Source organism: Streptomyces durocortorensis, assembly GCF_031760065.1.
Taxonomy (GTDB): domain Bacteria; phylum Actinomycetota; class Actinomycetes; order Streptomycetales; family Streptomycetaceae; genus Streptomyces.
In genome coordinates this window covers 2,549,441-2,573,520 of the sequence record NZ_CP134500.1, presented here as the reverse complement: position 1 = coordinate 2,573,520, position 24,080 = coordinate 2,549,441, and the positions used below count along the sequence as shown (strand labels likewise).

Annotated in this window: 16 protein-coding genes; 8 read left to right on the top strand and 8 right to left on the bottom strand. The window is 71.5% G+C overall.

Annotation, left to right across the window (positions count from 1 at the left end):
* Positions 1–28 precede the first annotated feature (28 nt).
* Both RI138_RS11300 and RI138_RS11295 read right to left on the bottom strand, forming a co-directional pair.
* Positions 29–1,216 carry a winged helix-turn-helix domain-containing protein gene (locus RI138_RS11300; RefSeq protein WP_311119808.1) on the bottom strand — a complete coding sequence of 396 codons (1,188 nt, stop codon included), beginning with the start codon at positions 1,214–1,216 and terminating at the stop codon, positions 29–31.
* 49 nt (positions 1,217–1,265) lie between these two features.
* Positions 1,266–1,877: a GNAT family N-acetyltransferase gene (locus RI138_RS11295; protein ID WP_311119807.1), complete on the bottom strand. Its 612-nt coding sequence runs from the start codon at positions 1,875–1,877 to the stop codon at positions 1,266–1,268.
* 240 nt (positions 1,878–2,117) lie between these two features.
* Between RI138_RS11295 and secA the strand changes: the two genes are divergently transcribed.
* The gene (gene secA, locus RI138_RS11290) at positions 2,118–4,946 is read left to right on the top strand and encodes a preprotein translocase subunit SecA (RefSeq protein WP_096630214.1); all 2,829 of its coding nucleotides are present in this window, start codon (positions 2,118–2,120) and stop codon (positions 4,944–4,946) included.
* A 68-nt stretch (positions 4,947–5,014) separates the two neighbouring features.
* On the opposite strand, the gene RI138_RS11285 is transcribed toward secA, so the two are convergent.
* Positions 5,015–5,455, bottom strand: a complete 441-nt coding sequence (locus RI138_RS11285) for an Rv3235 family protein (protein ID WP_311119806.1) — start codon at positions 5,453–5,455, stop codon at positions 5,015–5,017.
* Between the two features lie 277 nt (positions 5,456–5,732).
* On the opposite strand from RI138_RS11285, the gene RI138_RS11280 reads away from it, so the two are divergent.
* On the top strand, positions 5,733–6,239 hold the full coding sequence (locus RI138_RS11280; protein WP_311119805.1) for a DUF6912 family protein: 507 nt from the start codon (positions 5,733–5,735) through the stop codon (positions 6,237–6,239).
* A 71-nt stretch (positions 6,240–6,310) separates the two neighbouring features.
* Positions 6,311–6,988 (top strand): HAD family hydrolase, encoded by a 678-nt coding sequence (locus RI138_RS11275; RefSeq protein WP_311119804.1) that lies wholly within the window; start codon positions 6,311–6,313, stop codon positions 6,986–6,988.
* 134 nt (positions 6,989–7,122) lie between these two features.
* On the opposite strand, the gene RI138_RS11270 is transcribed toward RI138_RS11275, so the two are convergent.
* Positions 7,123–7,677: a DJ-1/PfpI family protein gene (locus tag RI138_RS11270; RefSeq protein WP_311119803.1), complete on the bottom strand. Its 555-nt coding sequence runs from the start codon at positions 7,675–7,677 to the stop codon at positions 7,123–7,125.
* 444 nt (positions 7,678–8,121) lie between these two features.
* Here RI138_RS11270 and RI138_RS11265 point away from each other — a divergent pair, with 444 nt between their 5' ends.
* Positions 8,122–13,149, top strand: coding sequence for an NAD-glutamate dehydrogenase (locus tag RI138_RS11265; protein WP_311119802.1), 5,028 nt, complete (start codon positions 8,122–8,124; stop codon positions 13,147–13,149).
* A 252-nt stretch (positions 13,150–13,401) separates the two neighbouring features.
* Here RI138_RS11265 and RI138_RS11260 read toward each other — a convergent pair whose 3' ends face one another.
* On the bottom strand, positions 13,402–14,190 hold the full coding sequence (locus tag RI138_RS11260) for an ABC transporter ATP-binding protein (protein ID WP_096630207.1): 789 nt from the start codon (positions 14,188–14,190) through the stop codon (positions 13,402–13,404).
* A complete protein-coding gene (locus tag RI138_RS11255; RefSeq protein ID WP_311119801.1) occupies positions 14,183–15,106 on the bottom strand; it encodes an ABC transporter permease in 924 nt (307 codons plus the stop codon). Before RI138_RS11255 ends, RI138_RS11260 begins: the two co-directional genes overlap by 8 nt.
* Positions 15,107–15,271: 165 nt before the next feature.
* Between RI138_RS11255 and RI138_RS11250 the strand changes: the two genes are divergently transcribed.
* A complete protein-coding gene (locus RI138_RS11250; RefSeq protein ID WP_311119800.1) occupies positions 15,272–15,880 on the top strand; it encodes a TetR/AcrR family transcriptional regulator in 609 nt (202 codons plus the stop codon).
* Between the two features lie 155 nt (positions 15,881–16,035).
* Here RI138_RS11250 and RI138_RS11245 read toward each other — a convergent pair whose 3' ends face one another.
* Both RI138_RS11245 and RI138_RS11240 read right to left on the bottom strand, forming a co-directional pair.
* Entirely contained in the window at positions 16,036–17,241 is a 1,206-nt protein-coding gene (locus tag RI138_RS11245) for a hypothetical protein (protein ID WP_311119799.1), read from the bottom strand.
* A 124-nt stretch (positions 17,242–17,365) separates the two neighbouring features.
* Positions 17,366–20,872, bottom strand: coding sequence for a bifunctional glycosyltransferase/CDP-glycerol:glycerophosphate glycerophosphotransferase (locus RI138_RS11240; RefSeq protein ID WP_311119798.1), 3,507 nt, complete (start codon positions 20,870–20,872; stop codon positions 17,366–17,368).
* 164 nt (positions 20,873–21,036) lie between these two features.
* Here RI138_RS11240 and RI138_RS11235 point away from each other — a divergent pair, with 164 nt between their 5' ends.
* From RI138_RS11235 to RI138_RS11225, 3 genes are all read left to right on the top strand, one after another.
* Positions 21,037–22,176, top strand: a complete 1,140-nt coding sequence (locus RI138_RS11235; RefSeq protein ID WP_311122853.1) for a CDP-glycerol glycerophosphotransferase family protein — start codon at positions 21,037–21,039, stop codon at positions 22,174–22,176.
* A gap of 113 nt (positions 22,177–22,289) precedes the next feature.
* Positions 22,290–23,105 carry a methyltransferase domain-containing protein gene (locus tag RI138_RS11230; protein WP_311119797.1) on the top strand — a complete coding sequence of 272 codons (816 nt, stop codon included), beginning with the start codon at positions 22,290–22,292 and terminating at the stop codon, positions 23,103–23,105.
* A gap of 11 nt (positions 23,106–23,116) precedes the next feature.
* Positions 23,117–24,016: a TylF/MycF/NovP-related O-methyltransferase gene (locus RI138_RS11225; RefSeq protein WP_311119796.1), complete on the top strand. Its 900-nt coding sequence runs from the start codon at positions 23,117–23,119 to the stop codon at positions 24,014–24,016.
* Positions 24,017–24,080: the final 64 nt, after the last annotated feature.

Sequence of the window (24,080 nt, the reverse complement as noted above, 5' to 3'; positions counted from 1 at the left end):
CAGCCTTCAGCACCCGGCGAGGACCCGGTCAGCGGTAGGCGCGTTGCAGCGCCCGTCCGATCTCCGTCCTGAGCGGGTCGCGCAGCTCGGGGGCGTCGACCCGGTCCACCCGGATGTCCGTGCAGCCCACCCAGCCCGCAGCCTCGACCAGAGCCTCGGCCATCGGGGCCACGGCCTTGGGGCCGGCCAGGGATGCCTGCCGGGCGACCAGCGTGGTGCCCTCGCGCGCCGGGTCGACCCGGCCCTGAAGCTTGCCGCCCGCCAGCAACGGCATCGCGAAATAGCCGTGGATCCGCTTCTGCTTGGGGACGTACGCCTCCAGCCGGTGGGTGAAGTCGAAGATCCGCTCCGTGCGCGCCCGCTCCCAGATCAGGGAGTCGAACGGTGACAGCAGCGTCGTACGGTGGCGTCCGCGCGGCTCCTTGGCCAGCGCCTCCGGATCCGCCCAGGCCGGTTTCGTCCAGCCCTCCACCACGACCGGCACCAGGCCCGAATCCGCCACCACGGCGTCGAACTCCTCGCCCTTCAGCCGGTGGTAGTCCGCGATGTCACTGCGCGTGCCGACGCCCAGCGACTTGCCCGCCAGCGCGACCAGCCGGCGCCTGCACTCCGTATCGCTCAGATCGTCGTGGAGCACGGCATCCGGAATGGCCCGCTCGGCCAGGTTGTAGACCCGCTTCCAGCCGCGCCGCTCGGTGCACACCACCTCGCCGAACATCAGGGCCCGCTCGACGGCGACCTTGGACGCCGACCAGTCCCACCACTCCCCGCCGTTCTTCGCGCCGCCCAACTCTGTCGCCGTCAACGGACCCTCGGTGCGCAGCTGCTTGATCACCGTGTCATAGGCGCCGTCGGGAAGATCGTGGTGCCAGTGCGGCCGGGAGCGGTAGGCGCGGCGGCGGAACGCGAAGTGCGGCCACTCCTCGACCGGCAGGATGCACGCGGCATGCGACCAGTACTCGAAGGAGCGGCCGCCCGACCAGTACGCCTCCTCCACCGTGCGGCGGCCCACCGCGCCGAGCCGGGCGTACGGAATCAGCTCGTGCGAGCGGGCCAGCACCGAGATGGTGTCCAGCTGGACGGCCCCGAGGTGGCGCAGCACCCCCGGCACCCCCGCCCGGCGGTCCGGAGCCCCCAGGAAGCCCTGGGCGCGCAGCGCGATACGGCGGGCCTGGTCGGCGGAGAGTTCGACTGCGGGAGGAGGCACAGGCGTCATAGGTCGAACCCTAGACGGCACCACTGACAGCCCTGGTCCGGATGCCCGCTCATCGCACGGCACCCGGCGCCCCGCCGGGCCGCGGGGCTTCGCGCCCGGGGAGGTACGGATGGGCGCCCGGCAGTCCCAGGTCGCAGGGGAGGAGGGCGGCCGTCCACACATCGCGCCGCACTCCCTTGTTGAGCAGCCCGGACCGCTGCTCGCCCTCCATCCGGAAGCCCGCGCGCAGGGCCACCGCACGGGAGGCGGTGTTGCCGACCTCGGCGCGCCACTCCAGCCGGTCCGCCCCGAGCGAGGTGAAGGCCCACCGGGCGGAGCCGAGCACGGCTTCGCAGACGTATCCGCGACCGCGGTGGTCCGGGGCTCCCCAGTAGCCGATCTCGTACGTTCCCGGGCGGCTGCGGCGGTGCACGCCGAGCGCGCCGACCAGGGCTTCGGAGTTCCGCAGGACGAGGGCGAAGCTGTAGACGGAGTCATCCTGCCAGCCCGCCGGGGAGAGTTTCGCGGTGAACAGTTCCGCGTCGGTGAGGCGGTACGGGGAGGGGAGCACCGTCCAGCGCTGGATGTCCGGGTCCTGGCAGGCGGTGTGCACCCGGTACGTGTCCTGCGGGCCGAAGGGCCGCAGAATCAGGCGTTCCGTAGTGAGGGCGATCGGCTCCATGGATCGATTCTGGTGAGCCGGCCGCCTCGATGCGAGCACTTTTGGGGCTTCCCGGCACCTTCCGCGCCTCTGGACCGTTGTCTTATAAGGGTGCGGCGAGGTCCACGCGACGGCAGCCCTCCCGACGCGGTGGTGTCCTCGCTTACGATGGCCGTTGCGGTGGGGCCCACCTGCCGTGCCCGCGCCAGAGTCCATTACACGACCCAGTGCCAGGCCCGACCGGCAAGGAGACCAGCCTCAGTGTCCGTCTTCAACAAGCTCATGCGTGCAGGCGAAGGCAAGATCCTGCGCAAACTGCACCGCATCGCGGACCAGGTCAGCTCCATCGAAGAGGACTTCGTCAACCTCTCCGACGCCGAGCTGCGGGCGCTCACCGACGAGTACAAGGAACGGTACGCGGACGGCGAGAGCCTGGACGACCTGCTTCCCGAAGCGTTCGCCACGATCCGCGAGGCCGCCAAGCGTGTCCTCGGGCAGCGCCATTACGACGTACAGATCATGGGTGGAGCCGCCCTGCACCTCGGCTATGTGGCCGAGATGAAGACCGGTGAGGGCAAGACCCTTGTCGGCACCCTGCCCACGTATCTGAATGCCCTCTCCGGCAAGGGCGTGCATCTGATCACGGTCAACGACTACCTCGCCCAGCGTGACTCCGAGCTGATGGGCCGGGTCCACAAGTTCCTGGGTCTGTCCGTCGGCTGCATCGTCGCCAACATGACCCCGGCCCAGCGCCGCGAGCAGTATGCCTGTGACATCACGTACGGCACGAACAACGAGTTCGGCTTCGACTATCTCCGCGACAACATGGCGTGGTCCAAGGACGAGCTCGTCCAGCGCGGCCACAACTTCGCCGTGGTCGACGAGGTCGACTCGATCCTGGTCGACGAGGCCCGTACGCCGCTGATCATCTCCGGCCCGGCCGACCAGGCCACCAAGTGGTACGGCGACTTCGCCAAGCTGGTCACGCGCCTCACCAAGGGTGAGGCGGGCAACCAGCTCAAGGGCATCGAGGAGACCGGCGACTACGAGGTCGACGAGAAGAAGCGGACCGTGGCCATCCATGAGTCCGGTGTCGCCAAGGTCGAGGACTGGCTCGGTATCGACAACCTCTACGAGTCGGTGAACACCCCGCTCGTCGGTTATCTGAACAACGCCATCAAGGCCAAGGAACTGTTCAAGAAGGACAAGGACTACGTCGTCATCGACGGCGAAGTCATGATCGTCGACGAGCACACCGGCCGTATCCTCGCCGGCCGCCGCTACAACGAGGGCATGCACCAGGCGATCGAGGCGAAGGAAGGGGTGGACATCAAGGACGAGAACCAGACCCTTGCCACGATCACCCTGCAGAACTTCTTCCGCCTCTACGACAAGCTCTCCGGCATGACCGGTACGGCGATGACCGAGGCCGCCGAGTTCCACCAGATCTACAAGCTCGGCGTGGTGCCGATCCCGACGAACCGGCCGATGGTCCGCGCCGACCAGTCGGACCTGATCTACCGCACCGAGGTCGCCAAGTTCGCCGCGGTCGTCGACGACATCGCCGAGAAGCACGAGAAGGGCCAGCCGATCCTGGTCGGCACCACCTCGGTCGAGAAGTCCGAGTACCTCTCGCAGCAGCTCTCCAAGCGCGGCGTCCAGCACGAGGTCCTCAACGCCAAGCAGCACGACCGGGAGGCGACGATCGTTGCCCAGGCGGGCCGCAAGGGCGCCGTCACCGTCGCGACGAACATGGCCGGCCGAGGCACCGACATCAAGCTCGGCGGCAACCCGGACGACCTCGCCGAGGCGGAGCTGCGCCAGCGCGGCCTCGACCCGGTGGAGAACGTCGAGGAGTGGGCGGCCGCGCTGCCCGCCGCGCTGGAGGCGGCCGAGCAGGCCGTGAAGGCGGAGTTCGAAGAGGTCAAGGAGCTCGGCGGGCTGTACGTGCTCGGCACGGAGCGTCACGAGTCGCGCCGTATCGACAACCAGCTGCGCGGCCGTTCCGGCCGTCAGGGCGACCCGGGCGAGTCCCGTTTCTACCTGTCGCTGGGCGACGACCTGATGCGCCTGTTCAAGGCCCAGATGGTCGAGCGCGTCATGTCGATGGCGAACGTCCCCGACGACGTCCCGATCGAGAACAAGATGGTCACCCGTGCCATCGCCTCCGCCCAGTCGCAGGTCGAGCAGCAGAACTTCGAGACGCGTAAGAACGTCCTGAAGTACGACGAGGTGCTCAACCGGCAGCGCGAGGTCATCTACGGCGAGCGCCGCCGCGTTCTGGAGGGCGAGGACCTCCAGGACCAGATCCGGCACTTCATGGACGACACGATCGACGACTACATCCGGCAGGAGACCGCCGAGGGCTTCGCCGAGGAGTGGGACCTGGACCGGCTGTGGGGCGCCTTCAAGCAGCTCTACCCGGTGAAGGTCACCGTGGAGGAGCTGGAGGACGCGGCCGGGGACCTGGCGGGCGTCACCGCCGACTTCATCGCGGAGTCCATCAAGAACGACATCCACGAGCAGTACGAGGAGCGCGAGAAGACGCTCGGCTCCGACATCATGCGTGAGCTGGAGCGGCGCGTCGTCCTCTCCGTCCTCGACCGCAAGTGGCGCGAGCACCTCTACGAGATGGACTACCTCCAGGAGGGCATCGGCCTGCGGGCCATGGCCCAGAAGGACCCGCTGGTCGAGTACCAGCGCGAGGGCTTCGACATGTTCAACGCCATGATGGAGGGCATCAAGGAGGAGTCCGTCGGCTATCTGTTCAACCTGGAGGTCCAGGTCGAGCAGCAGGTCGAGGAGGTTCCGGTGCAGGACGCCGCCGAGCGCACCTCGCTCGACAAGGAGACCGCGCCCGCCGGGGCCGCCCCGCGTCCGGAGATCCGCGCCAAGGGCCTGGAGGCCCCGCAGCGTCCGGACCGGCTCCACTTCTCCGCTCCCACGGTGGACGGCGAGGGCGGTGTCGTCGAGGGCGACTTCGCCACCGACAGCGCCGGTGCCACGCGGTCCACGGACGGCATGACGCGTGCGGAGCGCCGCAAGGCGCAGAAGAGCAGCGGCGGCGGAGGCCGTCGTCGCAAGAAGTAGTACCGGCAGGACAACCGCGGCAGGGGCCGGACACCACAGGGTGTCCGGCCCCTGCCGCAATTGCGGCCTCATCGCGGACCGGGGCGGCCGGCGATGAGGCGTTCGCCGCCCAGTTCCACGGCGGCGCAGCGCCAGCGCTGGTCGGCGCCCTGCTCCAGTCGGAAGGCCATGGCCTGCACCCGGTCGCCCGCCGTGATGCTGGCGAACGCCTCGACCACGCCGGTGGCGGGCTGGGCGCCGTGGCAGCGGCGAAGGACCGGGCGACTGCCGCGGGAGGCCCCGAGCGGGCTGCTGGGGGCCAGTTCGGCGAGCTGGTCGTAGGCCTCGCCGATGGTGTGGCCGAGCATCCAGTGCACCGGGCGCTGGCCGCTGAGGACCGCGAGCAGCCGTTCGGCGAACCACTGGTGGGGCCGCGGCGGCCGGTGCGGCCGCCGGGACCGCTGCGGAGGTACGACCCGAGGCCTGCGCTGGTCGCGTCGGCCGGTGGGCCGCGTGCTGTCCACGCTCATATTCATCGCCCCCGTGAACCGGGCCCGGTGAAATACCGGGCAGTAACTTGTGCTGGGGATCTTCTACGGGGACGGCCGTCAGCGCCGCAAGGGGCCTCCTGGCGCGTACCGGCCCTGGGGCAGGTTCACCTATCAGTGGCTCGGTCCTTGCGCGACAAGGGGCAGCGGGAGGGTGACGGGCCGTCCGCGGTGGACGGACGCCCCCAGTTGCCGAAACTCGAAAGGGGGCGGTTCCCACGTATCCTGAGGGCGGTTTCCCCTACGAAAGCGGCCTGCCATGCGCGTGTACGTCCCCCTGACCCTCTCCGGTCTCGCAGCGGCGCACGGTGCGGGCGAGGTCGGCCCCGGGCCGCTGACGGCGTACGCGGTGACCCCCGGGCTGCGCGAGTGGTACGTCTCCGACGACATCGAGGAGCTGGAGTACGCGGCGCTCAACCGGGCTGCCGCCGCCTCGCTCCGGATGATCGCCGGGAACCCGGACGAGGCGCGGCGCAGGGTTGTCGTCGCCGTCGACGTACCGGACGGGGCCGCGACCGCCGACCCCGGGCAGGGGCCGAGTGCGGCGTCGATCGGTGAGGTGCGCCTCGCCGGCGCGCTTCCGCTGGCCAAGGCGGCCGCAGTGCACGTGGACGCGGACGACGCCGAGAAGGACGTGGCCGCCGCGGCGGCGGCGCTGGGGGCGGCCGACCTCGGGGACGATGACGCGCAGTTCACGGTGGACGGCGCCGAGGACCATGAGCTGCTGTGGTTCGGGGTTCAGGAGATCGGGCAGCTGGTCAGCTGAGAAGTCGGAGTTTCCGCAGGTCAGCGGTGACAGGGGCGGGGTTGTCAGACCTTGCGGGTATTTTTTTCTCCATGGCATCCGGTAAGACACGCACGCATCTGGTCTGGGACTGGAACGGCACACTGCTCGACGACATCCACGCCGTCATCCACGCGACGAACGCCGCGTTCGCCGAGGTCGAGGTGGCGCCGGTCACGCTGGAGCAGTACCGGGAGATGTACTGCGTGCCCATACCCCGGTTCTACGAGCGGCTCATGGGCCGGATGCCCACCGAGGCCGAGTGGGAGCGGATGGACGAGAGCTTCCACCGGCACTACACGGAGCAGCGGGTGGCCTGCGGGCTCGCCGTCGGGGTCGAGGAGCTGCTGACCGGCTGGCAGCGCGCCGGGCGCAGCCAGTCGCTGCTGAGCATGTACGGGCACGAGCAGCTGGTCCCGGTGGTGCGCGGGTACGGCATCGAGCCGCGGTTCGTCCGCGTCGACGGGCGCACGGGGCCGTCCGGCGGGAGCAAGGCGCTCCACATGGAGCGGCACTTCGCGGCACTGGCCGGGGTGGACGGCATAGCCCCGGAGTATTCGGTGGTCATCGGGGACGCGCTGGACGACGCGGTGGCGGCGGCGCACGTGGGGGCTCGGGCGGTGCTGTACACCGGGGGGTCGCACAGTCGGAGCAGCCTGGAGGCAGCGGGGGTGCCGGTGGTGGACAGCCTGGGGGAGGCGGTGGCGTTGGCTGAGGCGCTGGTGGGGTGAGAGGGGAGGGGGGACCTGGTTCCGTGGCGGTGTGGGCGGTCGTGGTGCGGGAATCCGGGGCGCTGCCCCGGCCCCCGGACCCCCGACCCCGCCCTCAAGCGCCGGACGGGCTTGAATCTGCCTTCGGGTGGGCCTCAAAGAGTGCGTAGCACTTTCAGGAACTCCCGCATCCATGCCGCGTGGTCCGGCCACGCCCTCGACGAGACCAGGGTGCCGTCCACCACCGCTTCCGCGTCCTGGAACGTCGCTCCCGCGCTCTGCATGTCGGGCTCCAGGGCGGGGTAAGCCGTGACGCGGCGGCCGCTGAGGTTGCCGGTGGCGGCGGTGATCAGGGGGCCGTGGCAGATCTGGGCCACCGGGCGGTCCGCGGAGAAGAAGGCGCCGATGATCTTCCGCAGTTCGGCGTTGTTGCGGAGGTACTCGGGAGCACGGCCGCCGGGGATCACCAGGGCGATGTAGGCCCCGGGGTCCACCTCGGAGAACGACAGGTCGGCGGGCCAGGTGTAGCCGGGCTTCTCGGTGTACGTGTCGAAGCCGGGTTCGAAGTCGTGGACCACGAAACGCAGCGTCTTGCGTTCGGGGGCCGCCATGTCGACCTCGTACCCCTCCTCCAGCAGCCGCTGGTACGGGTAGAGGACTTCAAGCGACTCGGCGGCGTCGCCGGTGACGATGAGGATCTTCTGCGGCATGGCGGGCTCCTCGGGGCCGGTCGGCCCGCGGCGGACGGTGTCGGCCTGCCGGTGGCCTGGTTTCCTGCTGTACGGACAGACTGCCCCGGTTCCGGGAGTTCGCCAAGGCGGCGCGGCGCACTGTCCAGAGTGTCAAAGTTCGGGGGGTTCTTTTGTACACAAGCAGCTCATGACGGGGTGGGGTGCGGGGGCGATAGCCTGGTGCCGTGATCAGCGCGATACGCCTCGGGGGCAGTGAAGCCCCCGACCGCCGCCCGGAGTGCCACCGCGCCCGGGCGATCCGCGATCTCCCGACCCCGGACCGGCTGTCAAAAATGGCCCATGTGGTCCCGGGGAACTCTCGAAGCGGCATAGCGTCGACCCAGACCGGAAACCCCGTGTCGTGGCGGTACGTCGTTTTTCTCACCTACGTCACGCAACGGCGCGCGACAGGAGCCAGAGGACATGCAGACCAAGCTGGACGAAGCCAAGGCCGAGCTGCTCGCACGGGCTGCCCAGGTAGCTGACAACAGCCCGGGCGGTGGTGTCGGTGGCCCGGGCGGTACCCCCCGGGTGCGGGTCGCCGCCGCCGGGGCGGACGAGGACGCCCGTCCGGGGCGGGACACGGTGCTCGCCTACCTTCAGCGGTACTACCTGCATACGGCTCCCGAGGACCTCAGCGGCCGGGACCCGGTCGACGTCTACGGAGCCGCCGCCTCCCACTACCGGCTGGCCGAGAACCGCCCGCAGGGCACAGCCAACGTCCGCGTGCACACTCCGACGGTCGAGGAGAACGGCTGGACGTGCAGCCACTCCGTCGTCGAGGTCGTCACCGACGACATGCCCTTCCTCGTGGACTCCGTCACCAACGAGCTGTCCCGGCAGGGGCGCGGCATCCACGTCGTGATCCACCCGCAGGTCACCGTCCGCCGCGATGTCACCGGCAAGCTGATCGAGGTTCTCTCCGGCGGCCCCGGCACCCCGAAGGCCTTCCCCGCTCCCCAGGGCACCCGAAGCGCCCAGGAGAAGGCCAAGGACGGCGGGGCCGAGCTGCCGCACGACGCGCTCGTCGAGTCCTGGATCCACGTCGAGATCGACCGCGAGACGGACCGCGCCGACCTCCAGCAGATCACCGCCGACCTGCTGCGCGTCCTGTCCGACGTCCGCGAGACCGTCGAGGACTGGGGGAAGATGCGCGACGCCGCCCTCCGGATCGCCGACGACCTGCCCGGCGAACCGCTGGACGACCTCGCCGACGAGGAGGTCGAGGAGGCCCGCGAGCTGCTGCGCTGGCTGGCCGCCGACCACTTCACCTTCCTCGGCTACCGCGAGTACGAGCTCAAGGACAGCGACGCCCTCGCCGCCGTGCCCGGCACCGGACTCGGCATCCTGCGCTCCGACCCGCAGCACAGCGCGGACGAGGCCCACCCTGTCAGCCCGTCCTTCGACCGCCTGCCCGCCGACGTCCGCGCCAAGGCCCGCGAGCACAAGCTCCTCGTCCTGACCAAGGCCAACAGCCGGGCCACCGTGCACCGCCCCAGCTACCTCGACTACGTCGGCGTGAAGAAGTTCGACGCCAAGGGCAATGTCATCGGGGAGCGCCGCTTCCTCGGGCTCTTCTCCTCCGCCGCCTACACGGAGTCCGTGCGCCGGGTGCCCGTCATCCGCCGCAAGGTCGCCGAGGTCGTCGAGGGCGCGGGCTTCTCGTACAACAGCCACGACGGCCGTGACCTGCTCCAGATCCTGGAGACCTACCCGCGCGACGAGCTGTTCCAGACGCCCGTCGACCAGCTCCGCTCCATCGTCACCTCCGTCCTCTACCTCCAGGAGCGCCGCCGGCTGCGGCTCTACCTGCGTCAGGACGAGTACGGGCGCTACTACTCCGCGATCGTCTACCTCCCCCGCGACCGCTACACCACCGGTGTGCGCCTGCGGCTGATCGACATCCTCAAGGAGGAGCTCGGCGGCACCAGCGTCGACTTCACCGCCTGGAACACCGAGTCGATCCTCTCCCGGCTGCACTTCGTCATCCGGGTCCCGGCGGGCAGCGAGCTGCCGCATCTCACCGACGCCGACGCCGACCGCATCGAAGCCCGCCTCGTCGAGGCCGCCCGCTCCTGGGCCGACGGCTTCCAGGAGGCCCTCACCGCCGAGCTGGGCGAGGAGCGCGCAGCCGAGCTGCTGCGCCTGTACGGCCACTCCTTCCCCGAGGGCTACAAGGCCGACCACTCGCCGCGCGCCGCCGTGTCCGACCTGGTCCACCTGGAGACCCTCAAGGAGGGCGAGAAGGACTTCGCCCTCAGCCTGTACGAGCCGGTCGGCGCGGGCCCCGGCGAGCGCCGCTTCAAGATCTACCGCACGGGTGAGCAGGTCTCCCTCTCCGCCGTCCTCCCCGCGCTCCAGCAGCTCGGCGTCGAGGTCGTCGACGAGCGCCCGTACGAGCTGCGCTGCGCGGACCGTACCCACGCCTGGATCTACGACTTCGGGCTGCGGATGCCCCTGGTCAACGGCAGTGGCGGCTACCTCGCCGATGACGCCCGCACCCGCTTCCAGGAGGCCTTCGCCGCCGTCTGGAAGGGCGAGGCGGAGAACGACGGCTTCAACGCGCTGGTCCTCGGCGCCGGGCTGAACTGGCGCCAGGCCATGGTCCTGCGCGCCTACGCGAAGTACCTGCGGCAGGCCGGTTCGACCTTCAGCCAGGACTACATGGAGTCCACGCTCCGCAACAACGTCCACACCACCCGGCTGCTCGTCTCGCTCTTCGAGGCCCGTATGTCGCCCGGCCGCCAGAGCGCGGGCACGGAGCTGACCGACGGCCTCCTCGAAGAGCTCGACGGGGCCCTCGACCAGGTCGCCTCGCTGGACGAGGACCGCATCCTGCGGTCCTTCCTCACCGTCATCAAGGCCACCCTGCGCACCAACTTCTTCCAGCACACGGAGGACGGCACGCCGCACTCCTACGTCTCGATGAAGTTCGACCCGCAGGCCATTCCGGACCTGCCCGCGCCCCGCCCGGCGTACGAGATCTGGGTCTACTCGCCCCGGGTGGAGGGCGTCCACCTGCGCTTCGGCAAGGTCGCCCGCGGTGGTCTGCGCTGGTCGGACCGGCGGGAGGACTTCCGCACGGAGGTCCTCGGTCTGGTCAAGGCGCAGATGGTGAAGAACACCGTCATCGTGCCCGTCGGTGCCAAGGGCGGCTTCGTCGCCAAGCAGCTCCCGGACCCGTCCGTCGACCGGGACGCCTGGTTCGCCGAGGGGATCGCCGCCTACCGCACGTTCATCTCCGCGCTGCTCGACATCACCGACAACATGGTCGCCGGGGAGGTCGTGCCGCCCGCCGACGTCGTCCGCCACGACGAGGACGACACCTACCTCGTCGTCGCCGCGGACAAGGGCACCGCGAGCTTCTCCGACATCGCCAACGAGGTCGCCGTCGCGTACGGCTTCTGGCTCGGTGACGCGTTCGCCTCCGGCGGTTCGGCCGGCTACGACCACAAGGGCATGGGCATCACCGCCCGGGGCGCCTGGGAGTCCGTCAAGCGGCACTTCCGGGAGCTGGGCCACGACACCCAGACCCAGGACTTCACCGTCGTCGGCGTCGGGGACATGTCCGGCGACGTGTTCGGCAACGGCATGCTGCTCTCCGAGCACATCCGCCTGGTCGCCGCCTTCGACCACCGGCACATCTTCATCGACCCGAACCCGGACTCCGCGACCTCGTACGCCGAGCGGCGCCGCCTGTTCGAGCTGCCGCGCAGCTCCTGGGCCGACTACGACACCGAGCTGCTCTCCGCGGGCGGCGGAATCCACCCGCGCAGCGCCAAGTCGATCCCGCTGAACAACCACATCCGCGAGGCGCTCGGCATCGACGCGTCGGTGAGCAAGATGACACCGGCCGACCTGATGCGGGCCATTCTCAAGGCCCCCGTCGACCTGCTGTGGAACGGCGGCATCGGCACGTACGTCAAGGCCGTCTCCGAGTCGAACGCCGACGTCGGCGACAAGGCCAACGACGCGATCCGCGTCAACGGCCAGGACCTGCGGGCCAAGGTCGTCGGCGAGGGCGGCAACCTCGGTGCCACCCAGCTCGGCCGTATCGAGTTCGCCCGCAACGGCGGCCGGATCAACACCGACGCGATCGACAACAGCGCCGGGGTGGACACCTCAGACCACGAGGTGAACATCAAGATCCTGCTCAACGGCCTCGTCCGGGACGGCGACCTGACCGTCAAGCAGCGCAACAAGCTGCTCGCCGACATGACCGACGAGGTCGGCGCGCTCGTCCTGCGCAACAACTACGCGCAGAACGTCGCGCTCTCCAACGCCTGTGCCCAGGCCCCGTCCCTGCTCCACGCCCAGCAGCGCTTCATGCGTCGACTGGAGCGCGACGGTGCTCTGGACCGGGCGCTGGAGTTCCTGCCCGCCGACCGGCACATCCGCGAGCTGCTGAGCAACGGCAAGGGGCTCAGCCAGCCCGAGCTGGCGGTCCTGCTCGCCTACACCAAGATCACGGCGGCCGACGAGCTGATCTCCACCGTCCTCCCGGACGACCCGCACCTTCAGAAGCTGGTGCACGCCTACTTCCCCAGCAAGCTGCGCGAGCGGTTCCCCGAGGCGGTCGACGGGCACGCGCTGCGCCGCGAGATCATCACGACGGTCCTGGTCAACGACACGGTCAACACCGCGGGTTCGACCTTCCTGCACCGGCTGCGGGAGGAGACCGGGGCGTCGATCGAGGAGATCGTGCGGGCCCAGTTCACGGCCCGCGAGATCTTCGGGCTCTCCCAGGTGTGGGACGCCGTCGAGGCGCTCGACAACAAGGTCGCCGCAGACGTCCAGACCCGTATCCGGCTGCACTCGCGGCGCCTGGTCGAGCGCGGTTCGCGCTGGCTGCTGGGCAACCGGCCGCAGCCCGTCGCCATCGCCGAGACCATCGAGATGTTCCGGGACGGCGTCGAGCGGGTCTGGAACGAGCTGCCCAAGCTGGTCAGGGGCGCGGACCTGGATTGGTACCACTCGATCCTGGACGAGCTGACGGCCGCCGGGGTCCCGGACGAGCTGGCGGCGCGAGTGGCCGGGTTCTCGTCCGCCTTCCCGGCGCTGGACATCGTCGCCATCGCCGACCGTACGGGCAAGGAGCCGCTGGAGGTCGCCGAGGTGTACTACGACCTCGCGGACCGGCTGCGGATCACCCAGCTGATGGACCGGATCATCGAGCTGCCGCGGGCCGACCGCTGGCAGTCCATGGCCCGTGCCTCCATCCGCGAGGACCTGTACGCGGCGCACGCGGCGCTCACGGCGGACGTGCTGAGCGTGGGCAACGGGACGTCCACCCCGGAGGAGCGGTTCCGGGCGTGGGAGGAGAAGAACGCGGCGATCCTGGCGCGGTCGCGGTCGACGCTGGAGGAGATCCAGGGCTCGGACGCGTTCGACCTGGCGAATCTGTCGGTGGCCATGCGGACGATGCGGACGTTGCTGCGTACGCACGCCTAGGCGCTGCCGTACGGGGGTGAGGGGGCCGGTGCCTGTCAGGGGCGCCGGCCCCCTCGGCGTGAGGCTCGACGGGCTGAAGGGTGCCGGCTGAAAGGTACCCTCAAGCGCCGGACGGGCCGGATGCGTGCGGGCGGGTCGAGAAGATGACGCGCGCCCCCGGCTGAGGCTTCGCCCCCGGACGCCGGACGGGGCCGGATGCGGCTGGACGGCCCGGGGTCGCGTCAGGAGGAATCGGCCGGGCTGGTCCGACGGCTACTTGCGGTTCGTGAACGCCTCGTATGCCGCTACCACTTCCTTCGCCGGGCCGTCCATCCTCAGCGTGCCCGCCTCCAGCCACAGGGCCCGGTCGCAGGTTTCGGTGATCGACTTGTTGCTGTGGCTGACCAGGAAGACCGTGCCCGCCTCGGCGCGCAGCTCCTTGATCCGGTCCTTGCTGCGGCGCTGGAACTTCGCGTCGCCCGTGGACAGCGCCTCGTCGATCAGCAGTACGTCGTGGCTCTTGGCGGCCGCGATGGAGAAGCGGAGCCGTGCGCCCATGCCGGAGGAGTACGTGCGCATGGGCAGCGTGATGAAGTCGCCCTTCTCGTTGATGCCGGAGAAGTCGACGATCTCGTCGTAGCGTTCGCGGATCTGCTCGCGCGTCATCCCCATCGCGAGCCCGCCCAGCACCACATTGCGCTCGCCGGTCAGGTCGCCCATCAGGGCCGCGTTCACCCCGAGCAGCGAGGGCTGCCCCTGGGTGTGGACCTTGCCCCGGCTCGGCGGGAGCAGCCCCGCGATCGCCTTGAGCAGCGTCGACTTGCCGGAGCCGTTGGAGCCGATCAGACCGATCGCCTCGCCCCTGTACGCGGCGAAGCTCACCCCTTTCACGGCGTGCACCTGGCGTGCGCCGGGGGTGCGGCGGCGCGAGGTGAGCCGACTGAGCGCCGAGGTCGCGCTTCCCCTGCCCGTACGGGCGCCGTTGACCGTGTACGTGATGTGGACGTCGTCCACCACGACGGTGGGGACGCCCGGGTCTGCGGAAACCTTGAGCTCAGCCACGTCCGTACGTCTCCTCTGCCTTCCAGAAGTACACGAATCCCGCCACGCCGCACAGCAGCGCCCAGCCGGCCGCGGCCGCCCACGCATACGGCGGCAGCTGCGTCGCGCTGTAGCTGTCGATGAGCGTGTACCGCATGAGGTTGATGTAGAGCGCCGCCGGGTTGTACTCCAGCAGCACCATCACCGCGTGCGGCACCCGGTCGCCGGCGAGCAGGTGGTCCAGGCTCCACATCACGCCGGAGGAGTACATCCAGGTCCGCAGCACGAACGGCGTCAGCTGCGCGATGTCCGGGGTCTTCGCCGTCAGCCGGGCCACGGCCATCGACACCCCGGTGTTGAACAGCGCCTGGAGGGCGAGCGCCGGGACGGCGAGCAGCCAGGACGGGCGCGGGTACTGGCCGAACACCAGCAGGATCAGGGCCAGCGCGCCCAGCGAGAACAGCAGCTGCTGCAACTGTTGCAGCGCGAGCGCCACCGGCAGCGAGGCGCGCGGGAAGTGCAGGGCCCGCACCAGCCCGATGTTGCCGCTGATCGCCCGGGTGCCCGCCGTGATCGAACTGCTGGTGAAGGTCCAGATGAAGACCCCCGTGACCAGGAACGGGACGAAGTCCTCCACCCCGCGCTTGGTGTCCATCAGGACGCCGAAGATGAAGTAGTAGACCGTCGCGTTCAGCAGCGGCGTCATGATCTGCCAGATCTGGCCCAGCTTCGCCTGGCTGTACTGGGCCGTCAGCTTGGCCGTCGCGAACGCGGCGATGAAGTGCCGCCGCCCCCAGAGCTGCCGGACGTACGCGGGCAGCGACGGCCGCGCCCCGCTGACCGTCAGGCCGTGCCGGGCGGCCAGGGCGGCCAGCTCACCGGGGGCGTGGACGGGGGCGCTCACCCGAGGTGGCGGGGCTGCTGTCTGGCTTGCCACGAACGATCACTTTCGACGGAAGCGGGAGGGGCGGAAAGGAGCGGAACGGCACGGTCCCGTAGGGACGCCATCGTTGGGACGGGACCGTATCGTCGTAACGTCGAGAGTAGGACGTCCTTACGTCGCAACGCAACCGTTTCGTCGTGGCCGACTATCATGCGGGCCATGACCACCGAACGGGGAACCCGCCGCCGAGCCCCCGCGGGCGCCGCCGTCCTGCGCGAGGACGTGACGGATGCCATCCGCGCCGCCGTCTTCGAGGAGCTCGCGGCGGTGGGGTTCGCCCGGATGTCCATCGAGGGCATCGCGCGGCGCGCCGGGGTCGGCAAGACCGCCGTCTACCGCCGCTGGAAGTCCAAGCTCGCCCTCGTCCTCGACCTGGTCGCGGCCGTCGCCGCGCAGGGGATGCCCGCCCCGGCCACCGGTTCGCTGTACGGGGATGTGCGCGCCGTCCTCGAACTGGCCGCCTACGCCCTGCGCCACCCGGTCGCCTCGCAGGTCATCCCGGACCTGCTGGTCGAGGCGGCCCGCAATCCGGAGATCTCCGAGACGATCAAGGCCGCCCTGCTGGACCAGCAGCAGGGCATCGCCGCCGTCGTCGTGCGGGAGGCGGTGGCCCGGGGCGAACTGCCCGAGGGCAGCGATCCGGACCGGGCGCTCGACCTCATCGTCGGGCCGCTCTACTGGCGGCTTGTCGTCGTCCGCGGCGAGCTCCCCAAGGGCTACCTGGACGACCTGGCCGCCTCGGCGGTCGCCGCGCTGAAGCAGGCCTGAGCGCTGAAGCAGGCCGAAGGTGAAGCAGGCCTGAGCGTTGAAGCAGAAATGAGTGCTGAAGCAGGCCTGAGCGGAGACCGGGGAGCTTCCCGGCGATCGCCGCCTAGAAGCGGACCTGAGGTGGGGCGACCGCCGAGGCGGCCAAAGGCCGGCCTTCAGCGCCCCGGTACCCGCGCCAGCACCTCGCCCGTGCGCGTACTGAACGCCAGCACCGTCGCGTTCTCCGGCAGCCGCTGGAAGCGGGTCAGCAGCAGCCACCGCACGCCGTACCGGGCGGTGATCCGGTCCCGCCGGGCCTGCGGGGTCGACGCGTCCAGGTACGCGGCCACCGCCCCGCTCCGCTCGCGCCGCTCCGCGGCCGCGAGCCCCGCGTCCGGCAGCGCGTCGGCCAGTACGTACGCCCCGTGCCCGGCCAGCGCGTACATCGCGGGGCGGCTGTCCGTCAGGACCACCTCGCCCGCCGGGACGTACGCGGTCGCCCAGGAGTACGGTTCCCCGGCCGCCCGCACCCCCTCGGCCTCCGGCGGGGACGTGGTCCGGCCGCCGGGCGGGGTGCGCGGGGCGGTGAGCCCGTTGTAGTACGGCCACAGCGACGCCACGGCCACCGCGCACACCGCCGTGAACGCCCACCGCCGCAGGGTCGGCCGGACCCGGGTCCGCGTCCGGACCGCGATCAGGGCGACGCACCCCAGTGCCGCGCCGATCGCCGTCGGGGGGTGGACCAGCAGCACGAGCCCGAGCAGTACGCCGATGCCCGCCGCCTCGGCCCACCGGGGTACCCGGCCCGGTTTCGGGGCGCCCGGGCGGGGAACGCGGGCCGCCGTGCGACCGGTCCACGCCCACAGGTGCAGGGTGACCGCGACCGCGAACGTGCCCGGCGCGCTCCACCGGGCCGGGTCCGCCCAGTGGATCAGGGCCAACGGCACCAGCAGGAGGACCGGCACCCAGCGGTTCGGTGTCAGCAGCCGGGTGAGCCGCCCGATCCCGGTGAGCAGGAGCAGCAGGTTGACCGAGGCGGCCAGCGCCACGACGGACGCCCCGGAGAATCCGGCGGCGCGGGCGGCCAGCCCCTGGACGAGCGCGTACGGGGAGTAGTGCGAGCTCGCCACCGCGGGCAGGTCCGTCATCGGGAACGCCGGGTGCAGCAGGTTCACCCGCAGCCGTTCGACGACCGCCGCCTGGAGCCCCGCCTCGCAGCACAGCGGCGCCTGCCAGGCGGCGGCCGACAGCACGGCCCACAGCAGACCGCCCAGCAGCAGATACGGCGAAAGCCACACGGGAGGCCGGGCCGCGGCGTCACCGTCGGGCGCGGCGGAGGGCGGGAGGTCGGACGGGACGGAGGTCGTGGGGGAGAGGGACACATCTGATGGGTTCCGTGCGGCGGCCCCGCTCTCCCCGCCGCCACTCGTCCGGGGGATTCCGGGTGCCGGTTCCCGACGAGAGGTGTCTAAGGGCTGTGATCCACCAGGGATGACGGGACGGCCCTCAGTCCGCCAGCAGCCGGTCCGCCACCCTGGCCGCCGCGCCCCCGTCGTCCAGGTCGCAGTAGTCGCGGCGGAAGCTCTCGTACGCGTCGGCGTGCCGGGCTGCCAGCGACCCGGTGTCGCGCAGCGCCTGCGCCACCTCGTCCGTCGTGACCAGCAGCGGCCCGGGAGCCCGGGTCTCGAAGTCCAGGCAGAACCCGCGCACCGTGTCCCGGTAGTGCTCCAGGTCGTACGCGTGGAAGAGCATCGGGCGGCCCGTCAGGGCGAAGTCGAACATCAGCCCCGCGTAGTCCGTGACCAGGACGTCGGCGACGAGGAGCGGCCCGGCGGCCCCCGGGTGCCCGGAGACGTCGAGCACGCCGGGCCCGTCCTGTGCGGCGCCGGTGACCCGGGGGTGCCGGCGGACCAGCACGGTGTGCCCGGGGCCGAGTGCCCGCGCCAGGGCGTGCGGGTCGAGCGCCGGGTCCCAGCGGTACGGGCCGGGGGCCGTGCGGTCGGGCGACGCGGAGGAGGGGTGGGCCAGCTGGTCGCGGTAGGTCGGGGCGTACAGCACGACGCGGTGCTCGGCCGGGATGCCGAGTTCCCGCCGTACCTCCTCGGCGGCCTTGTCCCGGTCCGGCGGGAACAGCACGTCGTTGGCGGGCGAACCGGCCTCCAGCACCTCGCCCCCGTACGCGAGCGACCGGCGCAGCCACGGGGTGGCGAAGCGGCTGGGGGAGACCAGCACCGACCACTGGGCCGAACGGTGCGCCAGGGTGGCGAGATACTGGTGGTCGGCGTACAGGGTGTCCGCCAGGCCGGTGCCGAAGCGGCCGAGCGGGGTGCCGTGCCAGGTCTGGACGACGGTCTGCCCCGCGCGCCGCTCGAACCACGCGGGCAGCTGTTCGTCCGTGACGATCCGGCGGGAGCGCGCCAGCGCCTCGTACCAGGCGGGGCTGTGCACGGGGACGGCGGTCGCGCCCGGCGGGACGTGCGTGATGCGGCCGGGCGCGGTCCCGGTGACCCACAGGTGCTCGGCGTCCGTGCCCCGGCGCACCAGCTCGGCGTGGACAGCGCGCGGGGAGTCGCCGCCCGCGTAGAGGACGGTGTCGCGGAGGGGCGAGGTGCGCCGGTCGCGGTAGCGCGCGGCGCGCAGAAGCCGCCTGCCGTACGCGCTCCGCTCGGCGACCGGGAGCGCGGGGCCCGCGACGACGGTCAGCCGGTCGCCGTGGCGCCGCTCCGGGGCGAGAGCCCCGTCACCGCGCGGGAGGCGCGCGGCGAGCGAGGTGAGGACGCGCACGGGGTGACCGTCCAGCCGGAGGCCCCAGCGGCCCTCGGGGAGCGGCGGGACGATCAGCGCGGAGAACCGGCCCGTCGCGCGGTCCACGGCCGCCTCCGCGACCGGGACCGTCTCGTGCAGCGTCTCGTGGCAGAGGAGGAGACGGGCGGGGCCGGTGCCGTGGACGCCGCCGTACGTCCCCGAGACGCGCACCGCCCTTGACACGTCGGGCATCGCTCCTCGCGCACCACCTACCACCGCTCCCCGCGCATCACCCACCACCTCCACCCGGTCCGCGACCGGCACCCCCGCCGTATCCAGCACCAGGTTCCCCGCCGCGTCCGCGCACGCGGGCGGCGGCAGGTCCGGGGCGGCGGGCAGCGGCACGCGGGTGCCGTCGGCGAGCAGCAGCCGGGCCCGCCAGCGCGCCCCGGTCTCCGCCTCGACCTCGCGCGGCGCGCGGTGCGGGGCGGGCGGTACGGCGGCGAGTCCGGCGAGCGGGATGCGTACCGTGAACCTCCCGCCGGCCCCAGCCGCCGCAGCCACTCCATCCGCCCCGCACTCCACCGGGAAGGAACGCTCCTCGGCCCCCTCGCGTGCCAGCAGCAGAGCCGTGGGGGAGGCCGCTCCGCCGAAGACCCGGACGACGAGCTCCAGCGTGCCCGCCCCCTCCGCCGAACCGTGTGCCTCCACCGCACCGTGTGCCTCCGCCAGTGCCCGCAGCCGCGACACCGTCAGCCGCAGCCGGCCGCCCCGGTAGTCGAGCACCGCCCGCCGCCCGTCGCCCAGGTCGTGCACCAGCGGTTGGTCCGCGCCCGCGTCCGGGGCGCGCACCGCAACCCGGCGGACCGTCCCGCGCCCGGCGAGCACCAGGCCGACCAGCCAGCCGCCGTCCGCCGTCGCGGGCAGCCGGTCCGGGTCGAGGACCATCTCGAAGCCCGCGTGGTCGTAACTGTGCAGCTCTTGACCGGAGTTCACCGTCGCCTCGGGCTCACGCACGGACCGCGTCGGCACCGCGCGCACCTGACGGCCCCCGCCCGCCGCCCGGACCATCCCCACCGTGACCCGCTGCCGCGCCGACCCGGCCGGGAGGTTGCGCAGATACGCGTACCCGCGCAGCCGCAGCTTCCCGTCCGCGCCCCAGCGTGCCTCCAGCAGCCGGGCCACCGCCGGGATGTCCGTACGTGCGAGCCGGGCGCTCGCGCCACGCACGCCGGGGTACACCGCCCTCCGCCGCCCCGGCAGTCCCTCCACGGCGAACACGCCTGCCCCGTTGGCCCGTTCGAAGGCGAGTACCGCCAGCAGCTCGTCCAGCCGCCGCTCGCGCACCAGGGACCACTTGATGCGCAGCTCCACCGGCAGCCCCTCCAGTGCCCCGTTCCCCGCCCGGTCCAGGAACGCCCCGGCCCCCTCCAGGAACGCCGCCCGGTACGCCTGGCCGCCCATCGGCAGGCCGTCCAGGAAGTACCCGAAGTCGTCGCGCAGACAGGACGCGTCGTACGCCTGCCGCTGCGTCGCGTCCCGGCCGCCCAGGAACGCGCTGACCTCCTCGCACGCGGCGATCCGGTCCCGTACGCCGGTGACGTCCGTACGCCGCCGGGTGATCGAGCCCTCCCGCACCCGCCAGTAGTAGACGTGCTCGTGCAGGACGTCGACGGACCCGGCGAGATAGTGCGCGGGGATCATCACGGGGGTGTCCTCGTACAGCTTGCCCTCGGGGAAGGCGAAGGCGTGCGCGTCCCAGAAGGACCGCCGGAAGACCTTGTTCCACGCCACCCGGTCGGCCAGCAGACGCGGGTCCCGGGTGATGTGGGTACGGGGGCGGGGGGCGGTCAGCCAGCGGTACTGCCAGGCCTGCTGCCGCCCCTGGCCGGTCAGCCGCCACACATTGCCGGTCACCAGATCGGAGCCGGTCGACTCCAGCGAGGCCGTCATCCGCTCGTACGCGTCGTGCACGACGATGTCGTCGCTGTCCGCGAACGCCAGGTAGGGCACGGTGGGGGTGGTGTGCCGGACGCCGGTGTTGCGGGCCGCGCTCAGGCCCGCGTTCTCCTGCCGGACCAGCCGGAAGCGGTCGTCCCGGGCGGCGAACTCCGCCGCGATCCGTGCGCTGCCGTCCGTCGAACCGTCGTCGACCATGACCACCTCGATCGCTTCGAGGCTCTGGTCCGCCACCGAGCGCAGGCAGTCCTCCAAGTAGTCCTCGACGTTGTGGACGGGGACGACGACGCTGAGGAGTGGTGGCTTCATGTCCTGGTCAACCGAGGGTGGGCCCCGGGGTCACCTGCGCTGCCCCGAACGGGTGAACGCGGGCGGCCGGGCGCGCCGGGCCACGACTACCCTCGGCTCCCATGCCCCGTCGTGCGCCCGCCCTGTCCGCCGCGTCCGCGAAGCGGTTCGTCCGTCGCCAGGTGATGCGGGCCGCCTACCGGACCGACCTTCACCGCCCGCTCGACCCGAACCTCGCCGTCTACGGGGCGTACTGGAACCGGGGCGTCGCCTGCAACCCCGCCGCGATCCACGCCCGGGCCCGTGAACTCGCCCCGCACATCGAGGGGTTGTGGGTGGTCTCCTCCCGGCATCGCGACCGGATGCCGCCGGGTGTGCCGTACGTCATCGAGGGCTCGCGCCCCTACTGGCGGGCGATGGCCACCGCCACCTACCTGGTGAACAACTCCAGCTTCCCCGGCGGCTTCACCAAGCGCCCCGGCCAGCGCTACCTCCAGACCCACCACGGGACCCCGCTGAAGACCATGGGCCTGGACCAGCGCGCCTACCCCGCCCTCGCCCGGAAGGCCGACTTCGGCAAGATCCTCGCCCATGTCGCCCAGTGGGACTTCAGCCTGTCCGCCAACCCGCACAGCACCGAGGTCTGGGACCGCGTCTACCCTGCCCCGGGCGAGGCCTCCTACGAACGGCTCGACCTCGGCTACCCCCGTAACGACGTCTACTTCACCGCCACCACCGAGGACATCGCGAAGATCCGCGCCGGACTCGGCATCGAGGAGGGGCAGACCGCGCTGCTCTACGCCCCGACCCACCGCGACTACCGCGACGGTTTCGTCCCCGACCTCGACCCGGAGCGGCTGGCACGCGAACTGGGCCCGGCGTACGTGCTGTTGGTCCGCGCCCACTACTTCTACGGGCGGTCGGCCGGGATCGCCGGGCCGGAAGGGGGCCGGGTCATCGACGTCACCTCCCACCCGCGCGTCGAGGAACTCTGCCTCGCCGCAGACGCGTTGATCACCGACTACTCGTCCCTGACGTTCGACTATGCCTGCCTGGACCGCCCGATCGTCGTCCACGCCCCCGACTGGGACGCCTACCGGACCACGCGCGGTACGTACTTCGACCTGCTCTCCGGCCGACCCGGCGACACCCCCGGCACCGTCACCACCACCTCCGGCCGACTGGCCGAGGTGTTCCGGACGGGGGAGTGGCGCTCGCCGGCGTCGGCCGCGCTGCGCACCGCGTTCCGGGAGCGGTTCTGCCCGTACGACGACGGGCGCGCGGCCGAACGCGTGGTACGGCGGTTCTTCGCGCCGCTCGGGTGACGCGGGGCCCCGCAACCCGAATGGCTCAAGGCGTGCTCCCCCCGCCGATTCCTCCGCCTCGCGTGGTCGTTGTGCCCAACAGTTCGCTCACCCCGCCATGTTGGGAGACGCCCATGCACCGGTCCGCCTACGAGCAGATGGAACTCTGCATCAAGGAGTACCTGCCCGTCGAAGGGCCTGCCGGAGGGGTTGCCGGAGGGCCCGCGTCCGGCACCTACCGCGTCGTCGACCTCGGCTCCCGCATCTCCGGCAAGCAGACCCGCACCCACCGGGCGCTGCTGGCCGGGCACTCCATCGACTACTTCGGGGTCGACGTGCAGGCCGGGCCCAACGTGGACGCCGTGATGAAGAAGCCGTACCGCATCCCCGCCCCGTCCAGCAGTGCCGATGTCGTGCTCTCCGGGCAGGCGTTCGAGCACATCCCGTTCTTCTGGACGTCGATGCTGGAGATCGCCCGGGTTCTGAAGCCGGGCGGTCACGCGTTCATCACCGCCCCCTCGCGCGGCCACGTCCACGACGCGCAGGACTGCTGGCGCTACTACCCCGACGGGTTCCGCGCGCTTGCCGCTCACTCCCGGCTCGAACTGCGCGAGGCCTACACCGACTTCCCGCCGCACAAAGGCATCTGGCACGACTACCGGGCCATCGACAGGAAGGCCGCCTACTGGGGCGACTCCGTCGGTGTCTTCCGCAAGCCGCAGCGCTACCCCCGGCTGACGATGTTCGCCGTGCGGGAGCTGGCGGTCTGGTGGGCGAACCGGGTCGGCGGCGTGGACGGCGTCCCGCTGCCCCGCCCGCTGGACGGCCGCGAGCGCTGCGGCAGGACCGGGGCCGCCCCCGTAACCGCCGGAACCCAGGAGGCCGCGCCCGTCCCCGAACAGGCCCCCGCAGCCGAACAGGTGCCGGAGCAGGGATCAATGGCAGGTTGACGAAAAATGACATGTCGCGCAAACCGCGCGTACTGTCCCGGGGCATGGCTTGGCGCAACGCCGTCAACGGCGTCCTTCAGCAGCTCACCGGATATCAGCTCAGGCGCGTCACAGTGCCCGCCGCCCGTACGGCCCCGGCCGACCCCGCCCCGGCCCCGGCCGACCCCCTCCCGGCCCCGGCCCCGGACCCGGACCCGAAGCCGAAGCCGAAGCCCAAGGCGAAGAAGCCGGACCTCGCGTTCCCGGAGGACTACGACGACGAGGCCAAGGACATCATCCGGGCGGTCAAGCCCTACTCGATGACCTCGCCGGAGCGGCTCAACGCCTTCATCCTCGCCACCCGGCACATCGCCCGCCACGACATCCCCGGCGCCGTCGTCGAGTGCGGTGTCTGGCGCGGCGGTTCCATGCAGGCCTGCGCCCGGACCCTGCTGTCCGTCGGTGAGACCGAGCGCGAGCTGTACCTCTTCGACACGTACGAGGGCATGACCCCGCCCACCGCCGAGGACCTGCGCCGCGACGGCCGCCCGGCCCAGGAGCTGCTGGACGCCCAGGGCAAGGACCGGCCGATCTGGGCCGTCGCGTCCCTGGACGACGTCAAGGAGGGCTTCGGTCATGTGCCCTATCCCGAGGAGCGCATCCACTACGTGCAGGGGCGGGTCGAGGACACCGTCCCCGAGCAGGCCCCCGAACAGATCGCGATTCTGCGCCTGGACACCGACTGGTACGCCTCCACCAAGCATGAACTGGAGCACCTGTACTCCCGGTTGGTCAGCGGCGGCATCCTCCTGATCGACGACTACGGCTACTGGCAGGGATCTCGCCAGGCAGTCGACGAGTTCCTCGACAAGACCGGCGAGCCGCTGTTGCTGCTGCGCATGGACGAGGGCCGGATCGCCGTCAAACCCTGAGGCCGGACCCCACGGCAGCACCGAGCCCCGTGCCCCTCCCGGTACGGGGCTCGAACACGTCACC

What these genes read in the sequence shown, in the direction of transcription:
- RI138_RS11300 (WP_311119808.1), bottom strand. Translation starts at nt 1,216, where the DNA reads ATGACGCCTGTGCCTCCTCCCGCAGTCGAACTCTCCGCCGACCAGGCC.
- RI138_RS11295 (WP_311119807.1), bottom strand. Translation starts at nt 1,877, where the DNA reads ATGGAGCCGATCGCCCTCACTACGGAACGCCTGATTCTGCGGCCCTTC.
- RI138_RS11285 (WP_311119806.1), bottom strand. Translation starts at nt 5,455, where the DNA reads ATGAGCGTGGACAGCACGCGGCCCACCGGCCGACGCGACCAGCGCAGG.
- RI138_RS11280 (WP_311119805.1), top strand. Translation starts at nt 5,733, where the DNA reads ATGCGCGTGTACGTCCCCCTGACCCTCTCCGGTCTCGCAGCGGCGCAC.
- RI138_RS11275 (WP_311119804.1), top strand. Translation starts at nt 6,311, where the DNA reads ATGGCATCCGGTAAGACACGCACGCATCTGGTCTGGGACTGGAACGGC.
- RI138_RS11270 (WP_311119803.1), bottom strand. Translation starts at nt 7,677, where the DNA reads ATGCCGCAGAAGATCCTCATCGTCACCGGCGACGCCGCCGAGTCGCTT.
- RI138_RS11265 (WP_311119802.1), top strand. Translation starts at nt 8,122, where the DNA reads ATGCAGACCAAGCTGGACGAAGCCAAGGCCGAGCTGCTCGCACGGGCT.
- RI138_RS11250 (WP_311119800.1), top strand. Translation starts at nt 15,272, where the DNA reads ATGACCACCGAACGGGGAACCCGCCGCCGAGCCCCCGCGGGCGCCGCC.
- RI138_RS11240 (WP_311119798.1), bottom strand. Translation starts at nt 20,872, where the DNA reads ATGAAGCCACCACTCCTCAGCGTCGTCGTCCCCGTCCACAACGTCGAG.
- RI138_RS11235 (WP_311122853.1), top strand. Translation starts at nt 21,037, where the DNA reads ATGCGGGCCGCCTACCGGACCGACCTTCACCGCCCGCTCGACCCGAAC.
- RI138_RS11230 (WP_311119797.1), top strand. Translation starts at nt 22,290, where the DNA reads ATGCACCGGTCCGCCTACGAGCAGATGGAACTCTGCATCAAGGAGTAC.
- RI138_RS11225 (WP_311119796.1), top strand. Translation starts at nt 23,117, where the DNA reads ATGTCGCGCAAACCGCGCGTACTGTCCCGGGGCATGGCTTGGCGCAAC.